The sequence below is a fragment of the Pseudoalteromonas maricaloris genome (genome assembly GCF_024746855.1).
In the GTDB taxonomy this organism is placed as follows: Bacteria; Pseudomonadota; Gammaproteobacteria; order Enterobacterales; family Alteromonadaceae; genus Pseudoalteromonas; species Pseudoalteromonas maricaloris.
On record NZ_CP024626.1, the window covers coordinates 63,446 to 80,510 of the forward strand.

Here is a 17,065-nt window from a genome sequence, read left to right on the forward strand (position 1 = left end):
ATGACTAAACAATATTATTTAAAGGAAAATGTTTTTATCAATCCTCTGGTAAATAGTTGGTATGCTTGGCCTTATTTGCTACCCCCTGTTACATTTGCAATGTACGCGAGTAAAACACATAAAAGGCTAATGAACTCGTTTGTCAATAATAGCGAAATACATATTATGGCTAGCCAAAATAGCGAGTTAGTTGGTGGAGAGTTCGTTGATTGTAGCCTTGAGCAAGTTGAGGAAGTCAAACAATTATTGGCTAATCTGGATGAACAATTACCGTTTCTGCAAGAGATAGCGAATGCTGTTGATAAACTGAACAGTATGCTTATGCAGCACAATACTGGGCTATGTATTGAAGCGTTGTATGAACAAATTCCGGAACCTTTAAAAGGCTATGTTGAGCTAAATATGGATTTGTATCATCAGCCCTCCTTTAGACTAATTGAGGGGTTGCTTTATAAGGGGCCATATTATCGTAAAGACTTGCAATCAATTTCGTTTGGGTTGCTAAATGAAGATTATAAACGCCCATTCATATTTAATACTCCTATATTGCCACAAAGTAATAATCTATTAGTGCAAGCTTCATTTGATTCCGATATTTGGGATGATGTGTTTTCAGCACGTACAACGCCTTTAACTGAAGAGAAAATTAGAACTTTATTCGAAGATAGATTACTAAAAGGTGGTTTGTCTGTTGAAGAATTATTTACGGAAGAGGCCCCTAGTAAACGTCACCAAAAAGTGGCAAGTGGGGTTAAATTTACATATACGGGACATGCTGGCCTTCTTATTGAGTCGCCTGATGTGAGTGTGCTAGTCGATCCGATTATTCCGTCGAGAATACAGAGCAACCATAACGATGTGGTCAGCTTTAGCGAACTCCCAGATTATATAGATTATGTTTTGATCACTCATAATCATTCTGATCATGTACAGTTTGAAACGCTTTTACAGCTACGTCATAAGATCGGTAAAGTTATAGTCCCAACTAATAACGGAGGCTCTTTAGCTGATCCGTCACTAAAACTAATTCTACAAAATTTAAATTTTAATGTTGTAGCCGTTGAAGATATGGAAGAAATAGAGCTTGTAGGCGGGCGTATTATTGCACTACCATTTTTGGGTGAACATGGGGATTTAAATATTCGAAGTAAATCGGCTTGGTTCGTAGAAATAGCTGGGAAGTCTATTTTTGTTGGAGCTGATTCGGTTAATTTAGAATCTGCGCTTTACAGGCAAATTAAAGAATATGTTGGCAATATAGATGTGCTAGCTATAGGGATGGAGTGTGTAGGTGCACCTTACACTTGGTGCTATGGTGCGTTAACAACTTCTACGGTTAGCAAAGAAATCAAAGAGTCAAGGCGTTTAAATGGCTCTGATTTTGACAAAGTTAGAGTGATGTTAGACATATTTAAACCGAATCAAATGTTTATTTATGCGTTAGGCATCGAACCTTGGTTTCGATATTTTATGGGTCTTGAATACACAGAAAACTCAGAGCAATTGATTCAAACAAATATGATGCTTAATTACTGTAGAGACAGAGGGGTCTCTATAGAATTATTAGAAGGTAAATACTCTGAGTTTATAGAATAGAGGGGCTTTATTTTTAAGCTCTGGTGGTGTTTAGAAGGTAAGCGTGCAGCGAACCACTCCTGGAGATTAACATTCCAGGGCAGTAAACTGTCGATATCGCACTGTGGTTGAGCCAAGGCGTTTAAGCAATGCATCACATAGTCGAATGGCGTTAGGCCGTTTGCTCTGGCTGTTTCGATTACACTATAGAGGATTGCGCTACTCTCTGCTCGGTTGTTGTCTATTTTTAGGTGTCCGTCATCGAGGTAGCGGATGAGTTTCGGCCATTGTCTTAGGGTGTAGTGGACACCGAACAATGATAATAGTTCATACTTTGCGTTGATTTATGGGCTATACATTTCTGTATTACATATCTTGTGGTTCTGTTTGATCGCATTTCTTGTCACTTCTGAAAAAGTATTATCTGTTTTTCAAAGAGTTGGAAACAGAGTTAATCAAACCTGCGGTGTCGGACTTGTAGCGTTTGGGGCAACTCTAGCGTTCACGAACTCAACAAGCTCGTAAAGCAAAGCTTCCATGCCACTACAAACAAAGAAACGAAAAAAAGTTGGTGAGCTTTCAAACACCACTCCATAGCTATCAGTCATAAGGAAATGTACTGTGATTTCTATACTACGATCTGCTATTGAGTAATTACGTTAAATTAAAATGGGCCAGAAATGGTTGGATGAACGGCCGCTTTGTAGAATGAAGGTAACATTGATAGTGTGATTACGTCAAAATCGCTTGGTACTTATACCGTCAGTATCCCTTGGTAATCACACTGCTATAGCTAAATAGAATAGACTCAATCGGCTACTTGGTTGAGTCTACTCTTCCCTTAAGGTATTTCCAGTTAGCGCGAGCGTAATGTTCTGCGTCTAATTGCAACCATGACGCTACTTAGTAGAATAAACAAGTAGCCGAACGCACCACCTGAACTGCCTTTATCTTCCTTATCGGTCGTCGTTGGAGTTGAGCTCGCTTTGTACTGTGCTTTTACAACCAGCTCACTGGTGACTTGGTCAAAAGCTAGATCCCAACCGGTAAATGTATAACCATCTCGTTTTGGCTCAGTGGGCGGCGTTGCTGCTTGTCCATGAGCAACTTCTGCTGCTTTGATGACGGTGTCATTCCAATCCACAAACTTCACTTGATACTTGTTAATCTCAAATTGTGCCGTAATGGTAAGATCTTGATTGACATCATTAAAGTCGGTATTCCAGCCTGTAAATGTATAACCTTCCCGGGGCGGAACTTGAGGAGCCGTTGCAGCACTACTTTCTTCAATAGTTTGAGTAGAAAGCACGCTTCCATCCCAGTTCTTAAACACGACACTAAATTGTTGTGGTTCATAGCCTGTTACCTGAAATGCGACTTTGTTGTCTGTGTAGTCTAATTCAGGGGCTTCTGATGAAAAGCGAACACTGGGTGTAAACACGCCAGCTTCGCTAGGCGTTACAGTAAATGAAACTTGGACTGACTTAATATCAGACGCGCCAGAAAAACTACATAAGTGACTGTTACTCAGGTCGATGCAGTTAACTGTATATCCTTGATCTATAGAATGGAAATCAAGTTTGACTGCGGCGTCAGCATCGAGGTAAAGATCAAATAGGCGCGGTAAACTGGACAATGTGTTTTCAGTTATTTCCAGCGTAACTCGATTGCTGGCTCCTGTTTTTACCTGTTTTGCTCCCGTTATATCTTTCACTGAGATTTTACTGATCTGTTCTTCGTCAACAAAGATATAAGGCGTGGCGCCTAACGTTGTTAATTCTCGGGCTTTCGCACCTTGGCTATAAATGCCAGCAGAATCTATTTGAATGTTGGCATCTAACTGCCAAACACCTTGACCTTTTTGCAAGTCATCTGTGCTGAAATTTAGGCTTGTAGTGCCAACAAACGTATTCTTATCACTGCCTTGTTGCCACTGTTCTATAGTAAATAGTTTATCTTTTGCCTCGGAGCCGTCCGGTGCCCTGAGAGAGTAGTAACCTTTGGCCATGCCAGATATATCTGACGCCTTGACGGTTAAAGTAACGTTTTGCTCACCATTCGTTGAGTTTAGCTGGTTTGATGAGAACGCAATATGGTCGATGCTTGGTGGCACAATATCTAGTTCAGTTTGGTTTTTAACCGTAATAACAGACGCTAGGCCTAGCTGGTTAAAGTGACCTCGATTGTAAGCGCCTATATTTCCATTGCTATCAGTGAGCATTGCAGAGGCAACAAACCATTCACCTGGTAGATCTTTATCAGTAAAGGTAAAAGAGTAATTCGAACGATAAACTCCTTCGACATCCGTTTTTTGCCAATCAGATGACTCAGCCTGTTTTATCGCAAGTGACTTATACTGGCTAGGTGGCGAAACCCTAATTACACCTTTAGACATTGTTGATTGGTCATAAGCTTCTACGGCTATATTAACCGTTTTATCGCCTGTATTTACATCAACTTCAGTGTCTGAAATCGTAATAGATTTTATTTCAGGGTTAACGCCCTCAGAGACTTTATCATTCGCGACGATGATATGTGGGTTAAAGCCCGCAGCTTCAATTTCACTCTCGCGTAACCAAAATCGGACAGCGTTGTTTACGTCAAGTATATGACCTAGGGTTAAAAACCATTTACCATTAACGTCGGCATCGGTAAAAGTGAAACTGACCTTACTTTCGTAAACCCCCGGCTCGTCTGTTTTCTGCCAATTCGCGGCGGCAGCTGATTTATTGTCACCCCAACTAAATCCTGTCGGAGGCGATAAATAAACGCGTGTGCCTTTTACACCGCTTTCATCATAAAACCTTAATGTAATATCAACGGTTTTGTCACCGTCGTTGACATTAACTGAGTTGGAGCTCAACTGGATTGATCTTAACTCTGGCGGGTTTCGTTCGGTTTCAGTTGTCGTTTTTTGTTCTTGGAAGCAGTGGGTATTGAGTACATCCAACATAGACTCGGCGGGCAATAAATTGTCACTTTTGCCATTTTCAGCATTTGCCATTAGTAATTCAGTTTTTGTATCACAATCTATTTTTGGGTTAGTGATGGTATCTAAACTAAGCGGTTGGCTTGCTTGTACATTCATTGCTGCTAGCCCAGAGACTAGCGTTGCCAGTGTGGTTTTCTTAAAGAGATTAAAACTCATTGTTAGTCCTTTAAAGTTATTGCGTATAGCACTATTTAGCGAAATACTCGGTTAGTACTGATTAGTACTACAAAATTGAGTAAACACCCTAAATTACCATATGGCTCTAAATCTTTAGAGGATTTTTTGTACTTAAATTGTGAACAAATGTGTAAGCCAGTTTTCCCTACTCCATTGAGTTAAGGTGATTTTTAAGATGTTCGATAAAAAGTTGGGTTTTATAGGGGGTGTAGTTTGTTTTGGGATAATACGCCCATAATTGTTTTGTTTCGGATTTTATTTCAGGTAATACAGGTATGAGTAAACCTTGATCAAGTTCCCTTTTCACATAGCTAGGCGCAATAAATACCAGTCCCAAACCTTGTACTGCTGCTGTCAGCATAGCGTCGAGTTGATCAGAAACGAAGTTATAGTTGTCAAACTGGAAGACATCGCCAATTTCTAAAATAATCCCGCCTAGTTTGTGGTAATAACTACTTAACAACATTTTATGTTGGCGCAGATCATTAAGGGATTTGATAGGCTCATGTTGTTTGAGATAGTGAGGAGCACCAAAGATCTGCATTTGATAATCAATGAGTCGACTGCCTTTATGAGAGGCTGAGTCAAAAGCTTCATAGTAGCGTGTGATCACTAAATCGTGAGTAAGATCTGGGTGTGCGCCAGGGGCGATGACATTAAGGTGAATTTTTAATTTGGGATATTTGGCTAAAAATGAGGCGATATTTGGCATTAAAATGGTGCTGCCTACCGCGAGTGTTGAAGCGATTTTTAAGCTACCAGATGGCGCTTGATTCAGTGCTTGTCCGTGATCAGTTAAACATTCAAACTGCGCTAGCCATAGAGAAGCCTTCGGTAAAAAGTGCTCCCCAGCCTCAGTGAGATTGACTTGGCGAGTGGTACGAATAAATAGCGTTAAGCCAAGCTGCTGTTCTAACCAATCAATTCGCTTGCTCACTGCAGACGCTGAAACCCCCTCTTCATCTGCGGCACGAGTAAAACTGCCAAACTCTACAACTTTGCTAAAACTCCGCACTCCGGTTAGCCAATCCATTAATTATTTCCTAGCAAGAATAAGTGTTTTTATTATTACCTTGTTTTTTGGATATTAAAAGCTCGATAAAATCATCCTCAGTAAATTCAAGGGGGTTGACGTGTTTCAAGTTGTGTTTTTAGCTGTTTTGCTGATGTCTTGCTCTCAAATCGCAAGCCAAATTTACATTCCTGTTTTACCTAATATCACGGATTCCTTACAGCTTACACCTAGTCAAGGACAAGCAGCAGTAATTAGCTATTTCACTACACTAGGAGCTGCGCAACTGCTGGTTGGGCCGCTACGAGATAAGTTTGGTGATAGACCTTTATTTTTTAGTGGACTGGGTATTTTACTGTTAGGCACAGTTTTTTGTTCGATTGCATCTAGCGCCGAGGTATTTTTTATCGGTCGAGTGTTGCAAGGCATTGGTGCTGCGTCGCCGGTGTTAATTGGTAGAACGCTTCTTGCTGCAAGATTATCAGGTAGTGAACTTAAAAGCGCGATGGCGACGCTATCAATGTCGGTGAGTGTTACTGCTATTTGTAGTCCATTCTTGGCTGGGGTGTTATCTGGCTGGGTAGGGTGGCAGGGGATGTCATGGTTTGCGTTTGCTTATTATATTTTGATACTGATTTATGGCTATAAAACTATGCAGCAGAGCAGTAAAATTACTATGTCGTTACGGCCAAAAGCGCTCTTTAATGAATATCAAAGTCTATTGTTAAACCGCTCGTTTATTTCCCTCGCGTCGCTCAAATGGTTGCCTACTTTTTTGTATCTCACCATTCAACTGTATCTGCCGTTTTTATTGGCACGGCAGTTTGGCTTGGAAGCCAACGCAATAGGTCAGGCGATGATGATCCCCATGTTTGGCTTACTCATAGGGTCAATATTAACTAAGGTATTGCAGCGTAAGCGCGCTTATTTAGATATCGTAATTTGGACTTGGCCTGCGCTCGTTGTCAGCGTGTTATTGCTGCTATTTGCAAGTGGTAGTGCGCTTGCTGTTTTGCTTGCTTATGCTGCGATTATGTTTGTATTTGGCGCTTATTTTCCAAGTTATATGCATCTTATTGGCGTTTTACATCCAGAGAAAGCAGGAACAGCAAATGCGCTAGTCGGCGCGGTTGAGCTGCTATTTTTTTCTTGCGTGGCATGGGTAGTTAATAAGTGGTTACTGAGTGGCGTTGAGTCACTCGCGGCACTCGTTTTTGGTTGTGCGCTGTTACTGTTTATAACCTGGCGGCATTTACGCACTGTCCTTATGCCGATTTGTAAAGAGTAATAGAATGCAGGGTTTCTGCTACATAGCGTTCATCTATGAGACTGGTGGCTATGTATGTGATCTTAGGGTAGGGAAAAATAACAATGCAGTTTGAAACAGAACGTTTATCCATAAGGCGAATGACAATGGATGACTTAGATGCGGTTTACAGCCATCGGAAAAATCCAAATACGTCAAAATATATCGGTGCGCCTGCCACACTCGAGTCGGCAAAAGAGAGGCTAATTCAAGCTTGCCAACCTTGGAAAGGTGCGGTCGATGAGCGTTTGATCCTTGCGATCGTTAAAAAGCCACAGGCTCAACTTATTGGTGAACTCGTTTTTAAATATGTAGATGCAGGAAAACGGGTCGGTGAGATTGGCTTCCGATTAGCAGAGGCAGAGATTGGTAAAGGTTATGGGGAAGAAGCTGCAACAGCACTGATAAAGGAGGCTTTTCAAAGTCTCTCTGTAGATACAATTCAGGCCATATGCGCCGTTGAAAATCTGCGGTCGCAGCGGTTGATGCTGAAATTAGGGATGAGACGCAAAACTCGTTTAAAAGCCTTTTTGGATATAGGCGGTGAAAAGCACGATATCTATATCTATCAATTAAATAACCTGAGTTACTAGATAAGTAAATAATTTAAGGTGATTTTAAAACAATGAGTTAGCTCTAAACTACCAGTTAAATAGAAATTAACTTGAGTTTATGAAGCTTGACCTATAAAAGGGAACTAATTACAGTGCTTGATTTTAAAGGATTAAATGTGGCATGAAAAGAATAACCGTTCTGGCGTTGCTGCTACTCTCTGGATGTCAAACTAGTAACACTTCTGTACCGTTAACAGCTGAAGAGCTAAAACATATTCGCTATGTAGATATGCGACATTTACCCATCAAAACTCAAGCGGATGGTTATTGGATTCAAAAACGCCGGATAGAACCCATATATCCAATAGAGGCGGCCAAAGGTGGGATATCGGGATGTGTTTCTTTGACGTTAGGTATAACCCCTGATGGGAGAGTGGGAAGCTATAAAATTACCAGCAGTTATCCCGAGGGCGTTTTTGATATCAGCGCACTTCAGGCTGTAAGAAAGTGGCGTTGGAACCCCGATGATAATAACCCTGCGCGTCAGGCTATATTAATCGATGCGAAGCTTGATTATTTTGTAATTCAAGGGCAAAAAAATTTGGATGAAGCAAAGCGAAACTGTGAATTCACCTCCATTCCGGGGCGTTAAGTGTAGCAGTTTTACTGCATAGCGCGCGAACGTATCCGCGCTTTTATGATTTGAGGCAATTAAAATGGAATTTGAACTTTTAGCGCAGTACAAAGCGCTGATACCAATCATTGCAAAATGGTATTTTGACGAGTGGGGAAGCATTGTTGAGGAGGCTTCTGTAGAGCGTTTTGAGCAAAAGCTTTTAGACTATCTTAACGAGTCAGCCATTCCTTGTGTAATCGTTGCGCTTGATGGCGATACAGTCGCAGGAGTCGTGCAGCTTAAATTTCATGAAATGAGCATCTACACAGATAAAGAACACTGGATTGGTGGTGTCTATGTGGACAAGCCCTATCGTGGAAAGCAGTTGGCGTCACGCTTAGTGACGGAAGCGGAGCGATTAGCCTCAACATTCGGTGTCACCAAGTTATATTTACAAACAGAGCATCCTGAGGGCGGGTTATATCGAAAACTCGGCTGGCAACCGCTCGAAAACGTCAATTACAGAGGCGTTGATGTGGTAGTGATGAGCAAAACAGTAGTTTAGTTAAATAAGCTAGATTATAAGCTCAGGTATAAGGCTTAATAAAATTCGACTGTCTCATATGTGCAAAACTAGATCGTTCAACAGCAACTTATTATCTTAAATCCAACTGCTATAACGGACGTTTACCCAACTTGTATTTGGACAAAAGCGGGTTGGGAGAACGTCTGTATTAGGTGAATTTCGCATAAAAATTCTATGGACTAACATTGCGTTAAGGTGTGACCGGCGCTTGGCAAAACTTGAGCGAAGCGAAAGCGCTAAGTGTTGCGAATTACTATTAAGTATTTATTATAAAACAGGTTTTTATTCTAAGCTTCTTATTGTTACCTGAGAGTTGAAATCAGTAGAGTTGACAACATCCAGCATTTCATACGCATTGTCACCATGCTTAATTACAGGGACTTTAGTTTTTATTTTGCCATGGCTTGTTTCATGATCTATTTCGAAAACCCAAGCCAATACTCCGTGATCAATTTGTTCATAGCTAGATACCGTCATGGGAAGAAGGTGATTATCGTAAGCATATTGAACAACCACATTTAAACCAACCCGGATATATTCGCCATTCATGTTGCAATATAGAACCAAGCGTCTGTCGTTTTGAAACGTAAAAGAAGCCACGTCTTTTACTATTCCTTTTGCGTCATAATGTAACTCCTTGATTAAAGGAGATAGTAATTCGACTATAGACATGTTTGAGACTTTGTCTGTAGACCATATTTTTTCATTTGAGTGCATGATTTGAGAGTCTAGTAATGCTAAATCAGCACTGCCCTTCTCGACGCAACAACTCAAAGCATCTATACCGGTAATACTGACGTTTTCATATGCCACATAAAAGGATAAAAAGTTCAGTGGAAGTGTATCTGGAGTTTCTTCTTTTAGGTTAACCAGAAGAACCCTATTACCTTGAAACCTTGCTACTTCCTTTACACTTTCTGGGAATTCTTTCCGCGAAATACAAATTAAGCTGTTAGCGCCGACATCATCTAACTTCGTTAACCAATCGTTAAAGGTAGCAATATTAACTTGCGACTTACGGTCTTGAACCTCAACTATTGTTACGTTACAACGAAATTCAGGGCCACTCTCAATGATAACGTCACATTGCCTAGTTCTTCCTGTTGGCGAATTCAACACTGGCAACAACACATTCTGACGAATAACTGAAGATGGAGAAATAGATCTTTCTATTAACTCCACTATTTTTTCAAGATCATCCCCTGGCTTCGCCATAAGATTGGTACTCCTCATTCTGAATGTTGTATAACGAGCCTGTAGAATAACTCGTTTCAAATTTGTTTTTGTAATCAACAAACGATAACTGCAAACAGCAGACACCCACCATAACATAAATGCAAATTATGGTGGGTGTAAGTGTTAGCCTAGTATTATTCATCTTGCTCACATGAAAATGGGCCAACCACGTCGCTTTTGATGGCAAATTTGGTATCAATTTCCGGATGCCGTGTTTTTATCTCCTCAAGCGCTTGCTCGAACTTCTCTTTAACCATCACTCTCCAGGGATGCGATGAAAATAAAATATAGTTATCGTAGTCATTCACATGAAAATGGATATCCCCGATATAGGTGAGGCTATTTTCTGCTATATCAAAAGTGCCAAGGCAGTTTAAGTCGGGATCAACTAATTTCGATCCTTGCATATATAACACCTGGTCAATTTCGTGCGTCCCCACTGGCAGTGGCAGAACAATCAACTTTTCCCGGGTGTCTTTTAGAACGAAGCTGTAGTTGTCTAGCATTTTTTGTGTATTTCGGGTAATAAATTGAGCATTACCAATATTGCCGGAGGTACTAAAACGGGCTAAAGCTAAGCCATGTCCTTCAGGCAAAGGCTTTTTAGCATCATATGCCAATTGCGCGCAACCAGACAGAAAAAGAGAACAAACAACAACCATAGTTTTAAACATATTTACTTCTCACTACATAAAGGTGCGGCATTACAAGCACCTGTCAAATTCTAATCGCAAGCATTAAACCCAAAAAAAGCAAACATTACAACTATAAGAAATACACAATAATCAATGCTTTAGATTGCAAATAGAGATTGCAAATAGCAGACACCCACCATAATATAAATGCAAATTATGGTGGATGTCAGTGTTAGCCCGTACTTCAATAGTGCATTTATCGCGGCGTTTAAGTGGTAGTGATGATTATAGCTTTGCTTTAGCTGTATACTGCTCCAAACCAAACTTAGAGCAAATACAGAACCTTCCTTTCAATGGCAGACCAAGCGATTTCACTCTCTAAATATAATCAAGATTGGCCACGGATGTTCCAAGATGAAAAGCTAAGGTTAGCACCTTTGCTATGCCCTTGGATTGAAGGTGGTATTGAGCATGTGGGTAGTACAGCGGTGGTTGGTATGGTTGCTAAGCCGGTGATAGATATTATGGTGGGTGTTAAGTCACTCGAAGCGTCAAAAGAAGCCATCCAAGTGCTCACTCAATACGGTTATTGTTATTACCCTTATAAAGCTGACGTAATGCACTGGTTTTGCAAACCAACGCCTGAGTTTAGAACCCATCACTTACACCTTGTTCCTTTCAACAGCCTACTTTGGCAAGAGCGTATTTCTTTTAGGGAAAAATTAAGAGCATCATCAGGTTTAAGAGCAGAGTACTGCGCGTTAAAGCAGGCGTTAGTACAAGAATACAAAGATGACCGTGAGCAATATACTCAACAAAAGTGGCCGTTTATTAAACGGGTATTGGGTTGTTAATTTAATGTTGGTTTTTTGGTTCTTGGCCCAATATAACGTAAAGCAGTAGTCGAGTATTAAATCATGAGGCTTGGCTCTGCTGTGATTTCTACGTTATAGGAGTTGAAGAAAAGGAATGAAAGGAAAAAAGATATTAATTGTTGGTGGGAGTACAGGTATTGGCCTCGCATTGGCAAAACGCGTAAGTGAAGATGGCGGTGAGGTATTAATAGCCTCGAGATCTGCATTTGACAAACAAGCTAGTATTAGAAGTCAGCCATATCTTGAAAGTTGTACTTGTTATTCGGTTGATATCACAGTTGAAAGTGAGATTAAAAATCTACTTGAGAAAATAGGAAAAATTGATCATCTAATTTTTACTGTTAAGTCTCCACTCATTGTTTCTCCATTTTTAGAACTCGATCTCAAAGAGGTTCGTCATGCTTTCGATACTAAGTTTTGGGGGCAGTATAGCTTTGCTAAATTGGCTCACGAATATATTAACGATGGCGGGAGTATTGTGTTTTCGTCGGGAACATTAGGTAAGCGGCCTTACAATGGGTACTCAACATTAAGTACGATAAGCGGTGCAGTTGAGTCACTTGGGAAGGCTTTGGCAATTGAGCTTGCACCTATTCGGGTCAATACCGTTTCACCAGGATTTAAAACATTGAAAGAGTTGGAGGAAAAAATTCCTCTAGGCCTTGGAAGTGATTCTCAAATTTCCAATTCATATTTGTTTTTGATGAATGACAGTTATATAACGGGCACAACGATAGTGAGTGATGGTGGGGCTATGCTCGTGTAGGGGTGACCTACAATGCTAAGAAAAACCCAAGAGCCTTGGCTCTAGGGTTTTACGTTAAAGCAGCGATTAATTCGCTTTTGTCGCTTTATATTTGATAGTTACATTGTAATAAGGGAATAGGCCGCGCAGGCGGAAATTCCATTTACCTTCTGCAGGCTCGTCAAATACACAGCTTTCTTCACTCCCCCAAAGGTATGGACGACAGTCGTACTTGAAGAAGTTTGGCATTTTCTTATGGCGCACATATAGGTCTGCTTCGCCTTGACCTGTGATTGACACTTCTAGTTTATCAAAGCCCGCTGGTAGCTCGATTGAGCGATGTTGCCACCAGAACCAACCTGCAAGGCCTGTAAACTCGCCTTCAATAATCGTCGGCTCTTTAGCAAGGTTTAGGTCGATAACCACTGGGTCATGATCCGATGCGCGATAAGCGTGTGTTGCGTAAAGACTTGCTTTGTGAGTATCTGACTTGTACTCAGTGTTGTAGTCTAGCGCAACGGGTTCGTCAGCATTGATATGCCAATCCGTTACTGACTTTACTTTTTCCATCATCGTGTTTGAAGCAAAGGCGTGATCTAGGCTACCGATACGTCCTTGATACACGTATGAATAATCTAAGCTACTGCCATGAAGCGTTTGCTTGATGTTGGCATAACCATTCTCGACATAGGTGTTGATCGGATCTTCCTGAGCGTACGCGTTCATGTCACCTAGAATAATCACATCATCTTCTGCAACTCCTGTCGGATTTGTGCCAAGCCAAGTCGCTAGGGTATTAACCGCTGTGACTCGAGTTTGGTTCCAACAACCTTGACCATCATTTTGGTCTTGATCTAAGCCCTCAGCTTTTGAGCAACTGCCTTTAGAGCGTAAGTGAGCCATTACCACAGTGAAGATTTCTTCGCCGTTTGCCTCTTTGAAAGTTTGTACGACAGGAGGACGGTTACCGTAATCAAATGGTACGGCTTCGGTAAATGCAGGCGTGCCTACTTCAGCTACTTTGTTACTACGATAAATGATACCGGATGTAATTGCATCCCCACCCACTTGGTCAACATTTAGGTTTACAAATGCGTAAGTATTAGCAGAGTCTGCTGCATTTATAGCGTTAACGAGATCGGCAATCGCACTAAACTCACCAAAGCCATCATTTTCTACTTCTAGCAGACCAATAATATCGGCATCGAGCGCCGATATTGCAGCAACCGTTTTTGCTTTTTGGCGTTCAAACTCTTCTAGATTGTCAGCTCCTCGTGACGTTGGGAAACCTGCACCTTGACCGTCACCATTGAAATAGTTTAATACGTTGAAGCTAGCAATACGTAAATCTCCACGCACTTCTACCTGAGGTGCTTCTGTACGTAGATTAGTATGAACAAAGTTTGGTGTTGTCGTTGGGTGAATACGGTATTGGCTATAACCATATCCCATTACACCCTCAAGGCCTGTCACAGAATCGCCCAGTCGTAAGGTGTTATAGGCATCTAGTGTAGGTGATGGGTAAGGAATAACGTCAGGGTTTTGTACTGATGAACCATCATCAAGTAAAATTTCTTTGCGCTTGTTCTCAGCTTCTAGCTGGTTAGCTGCATCACCAGGAGTAGCTACTTGAGTGCTCTGGTATAAACGTTCAGTACCTAAGCGTACTTCGCCGTAGCGTGCAAGTCCGTATGTATCGTTAACGACCAACTCATTTGAAATCGAAACCAACATGCCTTCGTAGGCTTCAAGACCATTCTCTGCAGGTAAAGTAACGGTAGTTGCTGAAGCCGTTGCAGAACCGCATAACTCAATTGCGTCGACGTTAATAAGTTGAGTTTGGCCATATTTCTCTTCAACTTTACCGCGTAATTTAACCACATCGCCTGTGTTTACTGGTGTTGCAGTATATACGACAAAAATACCTTCGGACGTATTACCATCAGCATCATAGTCAGTGCTTTCTTCTTGAATGAAGAAGCCGCCAAGCCCCGCATCTGATTGCATGCTTGCAGTGACAACAGCTTGAACTTCAACCGTTTCTCCAGCTAATGGGCTTGCATCGCCTGCGCCCTGAATGGCACTGATCAAGGTGTTATTTTCGCCACAGATAACAGGCTCAGGCTCAGGTACGTCACCGCCATTAATGTGGATACCTAGGTTGCTAAAATCGTCTTTAGCAAGTGCAAGCCATTGTCCAGCGCCAACAAATGCAGAAGTTGCATCGGTGCGGCCAGTGGTTATTGCAGGATCTCTGACAAGCGTTTTATCTTTTGTTCTAATATCGCCATCAATCCATTCACTACCTGGGTCGACACCAACCTGACCTAGGCTATCAACAACTGCACCATTGAGCGTAAGCGTAACGGCGTCATCACCATTAAACCAGCTACTTGTGTTTGTTAACTGTGCCTTTGCGATGATCTCTGCTGCGGAGTCTGCATGAGCAATGACATAAGTTGATTTAGCCGCAAGTTCACCACTTAGTTCTATGTTAGTGCGAGCTTCTGTTGCGCCATTAAAGAAGAAATTGACAGAGTAACCAGTTAGATCGACAGCTTCATCACTACCATTGTAGAGCTCAATGGCTTTGTTATAACTGCTACCTTCAATATACTCAGAGATGATCACCTCAGCATGTGCATTTAGGCAAGCTAATGCAACAGCTGAAGCTAGGATAGATTTTTTAATCATTTTTTATTTTCCCGTGTATTAGAATTATCCGAATTTTTATTCGGACGCAGTATTTTAAGCGCTATTGATGACAATTCAATTAAACTTCACTGTTTGTTTACATTGGTTTACACTAAATTGTGTGTTGAAGGACAAAAGTCGTTGAATTTTATGCCATATTCAAACGTTGCCTGTGAGCAATTATGTGTATATTTCGAGATGCAACGGTTGCGCTATACTCAATTAGGATCGGAGCAAATATTTGTAGCAAAGTTGCCAGTCAACTTAATTTGAAAATGAAGGCGGGAGTGCGTAAACATGGCGATAAAGAGTTTAAAACAGTCATGCCTTCTGTTTATTGCCCTGTCATGCACATCATCGGCAAATGATGCCATAGTGGGAGCGCATAATGTTTGGCCTCCCTACGTCATTAACGAACATTCCGGTTTTACTGTTGATTTAGTTCGCGCGGCATTTAAGGCCGAGAATCAAGATTTTGAAATGCTTATTATGCCATTCAGTCGTGCCATGCGAATGGTTGAGAAAGGGCAGGTCGATATGATCCCCGCTTTATGGCGTTCTGAAAGTCGCGATGAACGCTTTATTTTTAGCAAAGCTTATTACAGTAATCGGCTGGTACTTATTTCACGTACAGAGCCAACCATTCATTTTAAAGAGTTGGACGATCTTAAAGGGCTAAGTGTATGTGCTATTCGGGGCTTTCGTTCTGAAATTGCACTCGCTCAGATCCCACAAATTCGCCTAGAAAAGCTCACAAACCTGACTTCCTGTTTGTCGCTTCTCAATAAAGCGCGAGTAGATGCTGTAGTTAGCGACGAGCTTGCTTTTGTGTATTTACAATCTCAACACGCTGAATTTCACAGCTTCAAAGTACATCAACCGACCATAGCACAATGGCCGCTCCATATTGGCGTTAGCAAATCTCATCCGAATGCAATAGCAATTATTGAATTGTTCAATAAGGGTTTGATACAACTTAAGACGAATGGTATTTATCAGGCAACACTTAAAAAGTATCATTTAGATGAGTGAATAACCGAGCATACTCGCTTCTGTTATATTATTTATGTAATTGGGGCAAACTGAAGCTGCTGTTTATCTATCATCATTTCCAATAGGTACGAAATACTGGTATCAAAATCTTGATACGCTTTGCCGAACTTTTTACGCAATGTAACTTGTAATGATTCTTGTATCTTTGCTGGCGTTGTACCTTTTGCTAGCGCTTCATGTACTGCATTCCAGGCAAAAGTTAAAAATTGAATATCTCTAGAAACTGATTTCACCGAGGTATTTTCCCCGTGCCCGGTTAGTACGAGGAGAGGGCTTAGTTGCTTCACCTCTTTGAGTACTGAAATGAGCTGGGTAATGTTACCTCTAGGTGTCATGATGGGCATAAAGTTGGAGTTCACTACGTCACCTCCAATTAGAATGCGTTGTTTGGGTAGCCAAAGCATAACATCACCTGGCGAATGGCCATCGTTGGCGAGCACAAATTCAACTTCAGTATCACCAAAAGTACGGGCTTGTTGATGTAAAATGGTTGAGGTAGGGATGGCGAGTGTGCTCTCACCAGTTGCGCCTTTAGTCATATTAAAAAACGCTTTAACATCAACCGACCCATCGCTTTTCATCGTCTCAGCGGACAAAGAGGTGGAGATAAGCTCTGCACCGAGCTTTGCAAAAGCGGCATTGCCAAGCCAATGATCGGCATGGCTATGAGAGTTGACTACCCAGCGAATTGGCTGTTCAGTTACACGTTTAACTGCTGCGATAATAGCGTTACCAATGTGCTCGGATGAACCAGTATCGAACACTAATACACCTTGAGTTGTAACAATAAAATGACTGTTTGAATTCCACCCTTTATTCTCAACTGTTGGTCTGCCATAAAAAGGAGAGATTACGCTATAGACATTCTTTGAGACTGAAACGGCTTCTAACTCAAGTGATTGAGATTGTGCATTGACGTGAGCACAGAAGAACCCAACAATTATGAGCCCTGATTTAATTCGATTTAGCATCATTTATCCATATTATTGTTATTATTTATATCAGTACT

General features: G+C 41.3%; 14 protein-coding genes and 1 pseudogene. 8 read left to right on the top strand and 7 right to left on the bottom strand.

Annotated features, from left to right (window positions below; all coding sequences use genetic code 11):
- Positions 1-1,596, top strand: coding sequence for an MBL fold metallo-hydrolase (locus tag CTT31_RS18225; RefSeq protein WP_039491305.1), 1,596 nt, complete (start codon positions 1-3; stop codon positions 1,594-1,596).
- A 71-nt stretch (positions 1,597-1,667) separates the two neighbouring features.
- Here the strand turns inward: CTT31_RS18225 and CTT31_RS18230 are convergent.
- The 3 genes and pseudogenes from CTT31_RS18230 to CTT31_RS18240 all read right to left on the bottom strand — a co-directional run.
- Positions 1,668-1,883: pseudogene (locus tag CTT31_RS18230) on the bottom strand (transposase domain-containing protein); the annotation flags it as partial.
- A 548-nt stretch (positions 1,884-2,431) separates the two neighbouring features.
- Positions 2,432-4,723: an InlB B-repeat-containing protein gene (locus tag CTT31_RS18235; protein WP_260492702.1), complete on the bottom strand. Its 2,292-nt coding sequence runs from the start codon at positions 4,721-4,723 to the stop codon at positions 2,432-2,434.
- 166 nt (positions 4,724-4,889) lie between these two features.
- Positions 4,890-5,777 (bottom strand): LysR family transcriptional regulator, encoded by an 888-nt coding sequence (locus CTT31_RS18240; protein ID WP_260492703.1) that lies wholly within the window; start codon positions 5,775-5,777, stop codon positions 4,890-4,892.
- A 100-nt stretch (positions 5,778-5,877) separates the two neighbouring features.
- Here CTT31_RS18240 and CTT31_RS18245 point away from each other — a divergent pair, with 100 nt between their 5' ends.
- The 4 genes from CTT31_RS18245 (at position 5,878) to CTT31_RS18260 (ending at position 8,797) form a co-directional block, all read left to right on the top strand.
- Entirely contained in the window at positions 5,878-7,044 is a 1,167-nt protein-coding gene (locus CTT31_RS18245; RefSeq protein ID WP_260492704.1) for an MFS transporter, read from the top strand.
- Positions 7,045-7,127: 83 nt separating this feature from the next.
- On the top strand, positions 7,128-7,655 hold the full coding sequence (locus tag CTT31_RS18250; RefSeq protein WP_084204138.1) for a GNAT family N-acetyltransferase: 528 nt from the start codon (positions 7,128-7,130) through the stop codon (positions 7,653-7,655).
- A gap of 142 nt (positions 7,656-7,797) precedes the next feature.
- The gene (locus tag CTT31_RS18255) at positions 7,798-8,268 is read left to right on the top strand and encodes an energy transducer TonB (RefSeq protein ID WP_039491296.1); all 471 of its coding nucleotides are present in this window, start codon (positions 7,798-7,800) and stop codon (positions 8,266-8,268) included.
- 64 nt (positions 8,269-8,332) lie between these two features.
- Positions 8,333-8,797 carry a GNAT family N-acetyltransferase gene (locus CTT31_RS18260; RefSeq protein ID WP_260492705.1) on the top strand — a complete coding sequence of 155 codons (465 nt, stop codon included), beginning with the start codon at positions 8,333-8,335 and terminating at the stop codon, positions 8,795-8,797.
- Between the two features lie 303 nt (positions 8,798-9,100).
- Here the strand turns inward: CTT31_RS18260 and CTT31_RS18265 are convergent, their stop codons facing one another.
- Together CTT31_RS18265 and CTT31_RS18270 are read right to left on the bottom strand one after the other, a co-directional pair.
- Positions 9,101-10,033 carry a hypothetical protein gene (locus CTT31_RS18265; RefSeq protein ID WP_260492706.1) on the bottom strand — a complete coding sequence of 311 codons (933 nt, stop codon included), beginning with the start codon at positions 10,031-10,033 and terminating at the stop codon, positions 9,101-9,103.
- 155 nt (positions 10,034-10,188) lie between these two features.
- Positions 10,189-10,728 carry a hypothetical protein gene (locus CTT31_RS18270; protein ID WP_260492707.1) on the bottom strand — a complete coding sequence of 180 codons (540 nt, stop codon included), beginning with the start codon at positions 10,726-10,728 and terminating at the stop codon, positions 10,189-10,191.
- A gap of 314 nt (positions 10,729-11,042) precedes the next feature.
- Here CTT31_RS18270 and CTT31_RS18275 point away from each other — a divergent pair, with 314 nt between their 5' ends.
- Both CTT31_RS18275 and CTT31_RS18280 read left to right on the top strand, forming a co-directional pair.
- Positions 11,043-11,543 carry a GrpB family protein gene (locus tag CTT31_RS18275; protein WP_260492708.1) on the top strand — a complete coding sequence of 167 codons (501 nt, stop codon included), beginning with the start codon at positions 11,043-11,045 and terminating at the stop codon, positions 11,541-11,543.
- Positions 11,544-11,658: 115 nt separating this feature from the next.
- Positions 11,659-12,330 carry an SDR family oxidoreductase gene (locus CTT31_RS18280; protein ID WP_260492709.1) on the top strand — a complete coding sequence of 224 codons (672 nt, stop codon included), beginning with the start codon at positions 11,659-11,661 and terminating at the stop codon, positions 12,328-12,330.
- Positions 12,331-12,396: 66 nt separating this feature from the next.
- Here CTT31_RS18280 and CTT31_RS18285 read toward each other — a convergent pair whose 3' ends face one another.
- Positions 12,397-15,003: an ExeM/NucH family extracellular endonuclease gene (locus CTT31_RS18285; protein WP_260492710.1), complete on the bottom strand. Its 2,607-nt coding sequence runs from the start codon at positions 15,001-15,003 to the stop codon at positions 12,397-12,399.
- Between the two features lie 297 nt (positions 15,004-15,300).
- Between CTT31_RS18285 and CTT31_RS18290 the strand changes: the two genes are divergently transcribed.
- Positions 15,301-16,035 carry a substrate-binding periplasmic protein gene (locus CTT31_RS18290; RefSeq protein ID WP_260492711.1) on the top strand — a complete coding sequence of 245 codons (735 nt, stop codon included), beginning with the start codon at positions 15,301-15,303 and terminating at the stop codon, positions 16,033-16,035.
- 32 nt (positions 16,036-16,067) lie between these two features.
- Here the strand turns inward: CTT31_RS18290 and CTT31_RS18295 are convergent, their stop codons facing one another.
- Positions 16,068-17,030 carry an MBL fold metallo-hydrolase gene (locus CTT31_RS18295; protein WP_260492712.1) on the bottom strand — a complete coding sequence of 321 codons (963 nt, stop codon included), beginning with the start codon at positions 17,028-17,030 and terminating at the stop codon, positions 16,068-16,070.
- Positions 17,031-17,065 lie beyond the last annotated feature (35 nt).

Coding starts and splice junctions, on each gene's coding strand:
- CTT31_RS18225 (WP_039491305.1), top strand. CDS start 1: ATGACTAAACAATATTATTTAAAGGAAAATGTTTTTATCAATCCTCTG.
- CTT31_RS18235 (WP_260492702.1), bottom strand. CDS start 4,723: ATGAGTTTTAATCTCTTTAAGAAAACCACACTGGCAACGCTAGTCTCT.
- CTT31_RS18240 (WP_260492703.1), bottom strand. CDS start 5,777: ATGGATTGGCTAACCGGAGTGCGGAGTTTTAGCAAAGTTGTAGAGTTT.
- CTT31_RS18250 (WP_084204138.1), top strand. CDS start 7,128: ATGCAGTTTGAAACAGAACGTTTATCCATAAGGCGAATGACAATGGAT.
- CTT31_RS18255 (WP_039491296.1), top strand. CDS start 7,798: ATGAAAAGAATAACCGTTCTGGCGTTGCTGCTACTCTCTGGATGTCAA.
- CTT31_RS18260 (WP_260492705.1), top strand. CDS start 8,333: ATGGAATTTGAACTTTTAGCGCAGTACAAAGCGCTGATACCAATCATT.
- CTT31_RS18265 (WP_260492706.1), bottom strand. CDS start 10,033: ATGGCGAAGCCAGGGGATGATCTTGAAAAAATAGTGGAGTTAATAGAA.
- CTT31_RS18270 (WP_260492707.1), bottom strand. CDS start 10,728: ATGTTTAAAACTATGGTTGTTGTTTGTTCTCTTTTTCTGTCTGGTTGC.
- CTT31_RS18275 (WP_260492708.1), top strand. CDS start 11,043: ATGGCAGACCAAGCGATTTCACTCTCTAAATATAATCAAGATTGGCCA.
- CTT31_RS18280 (WP_260492709.1), top strand. CDS start 11,659: ATGAAAGGAAAAAAGATATTAATTGTTGGTGGGAGTACAGGTATTGGC.
- CTT31_RS18285 (WP_260492710.1), bottom strand. CDS start 15,003: ATGATTAAAAAATCTATCCTAGCTTCAGCTGTTGCATTAGCTTGCCTA.
- CTT31_RS18290 (WP_260492711.1), top strand. CDS start 15,301: ATGGCGATAAAGAGTTTAAAACAGTCATGCCTTCTGTTTATTGCCCTG.
- CTT31_RS18295 (WP_260492712.1), bottom strand. CDS start 17,030: ATGATGCTAAATCGAATTAAATCAGGGCTCATAATTGTTGGGTTCTTC.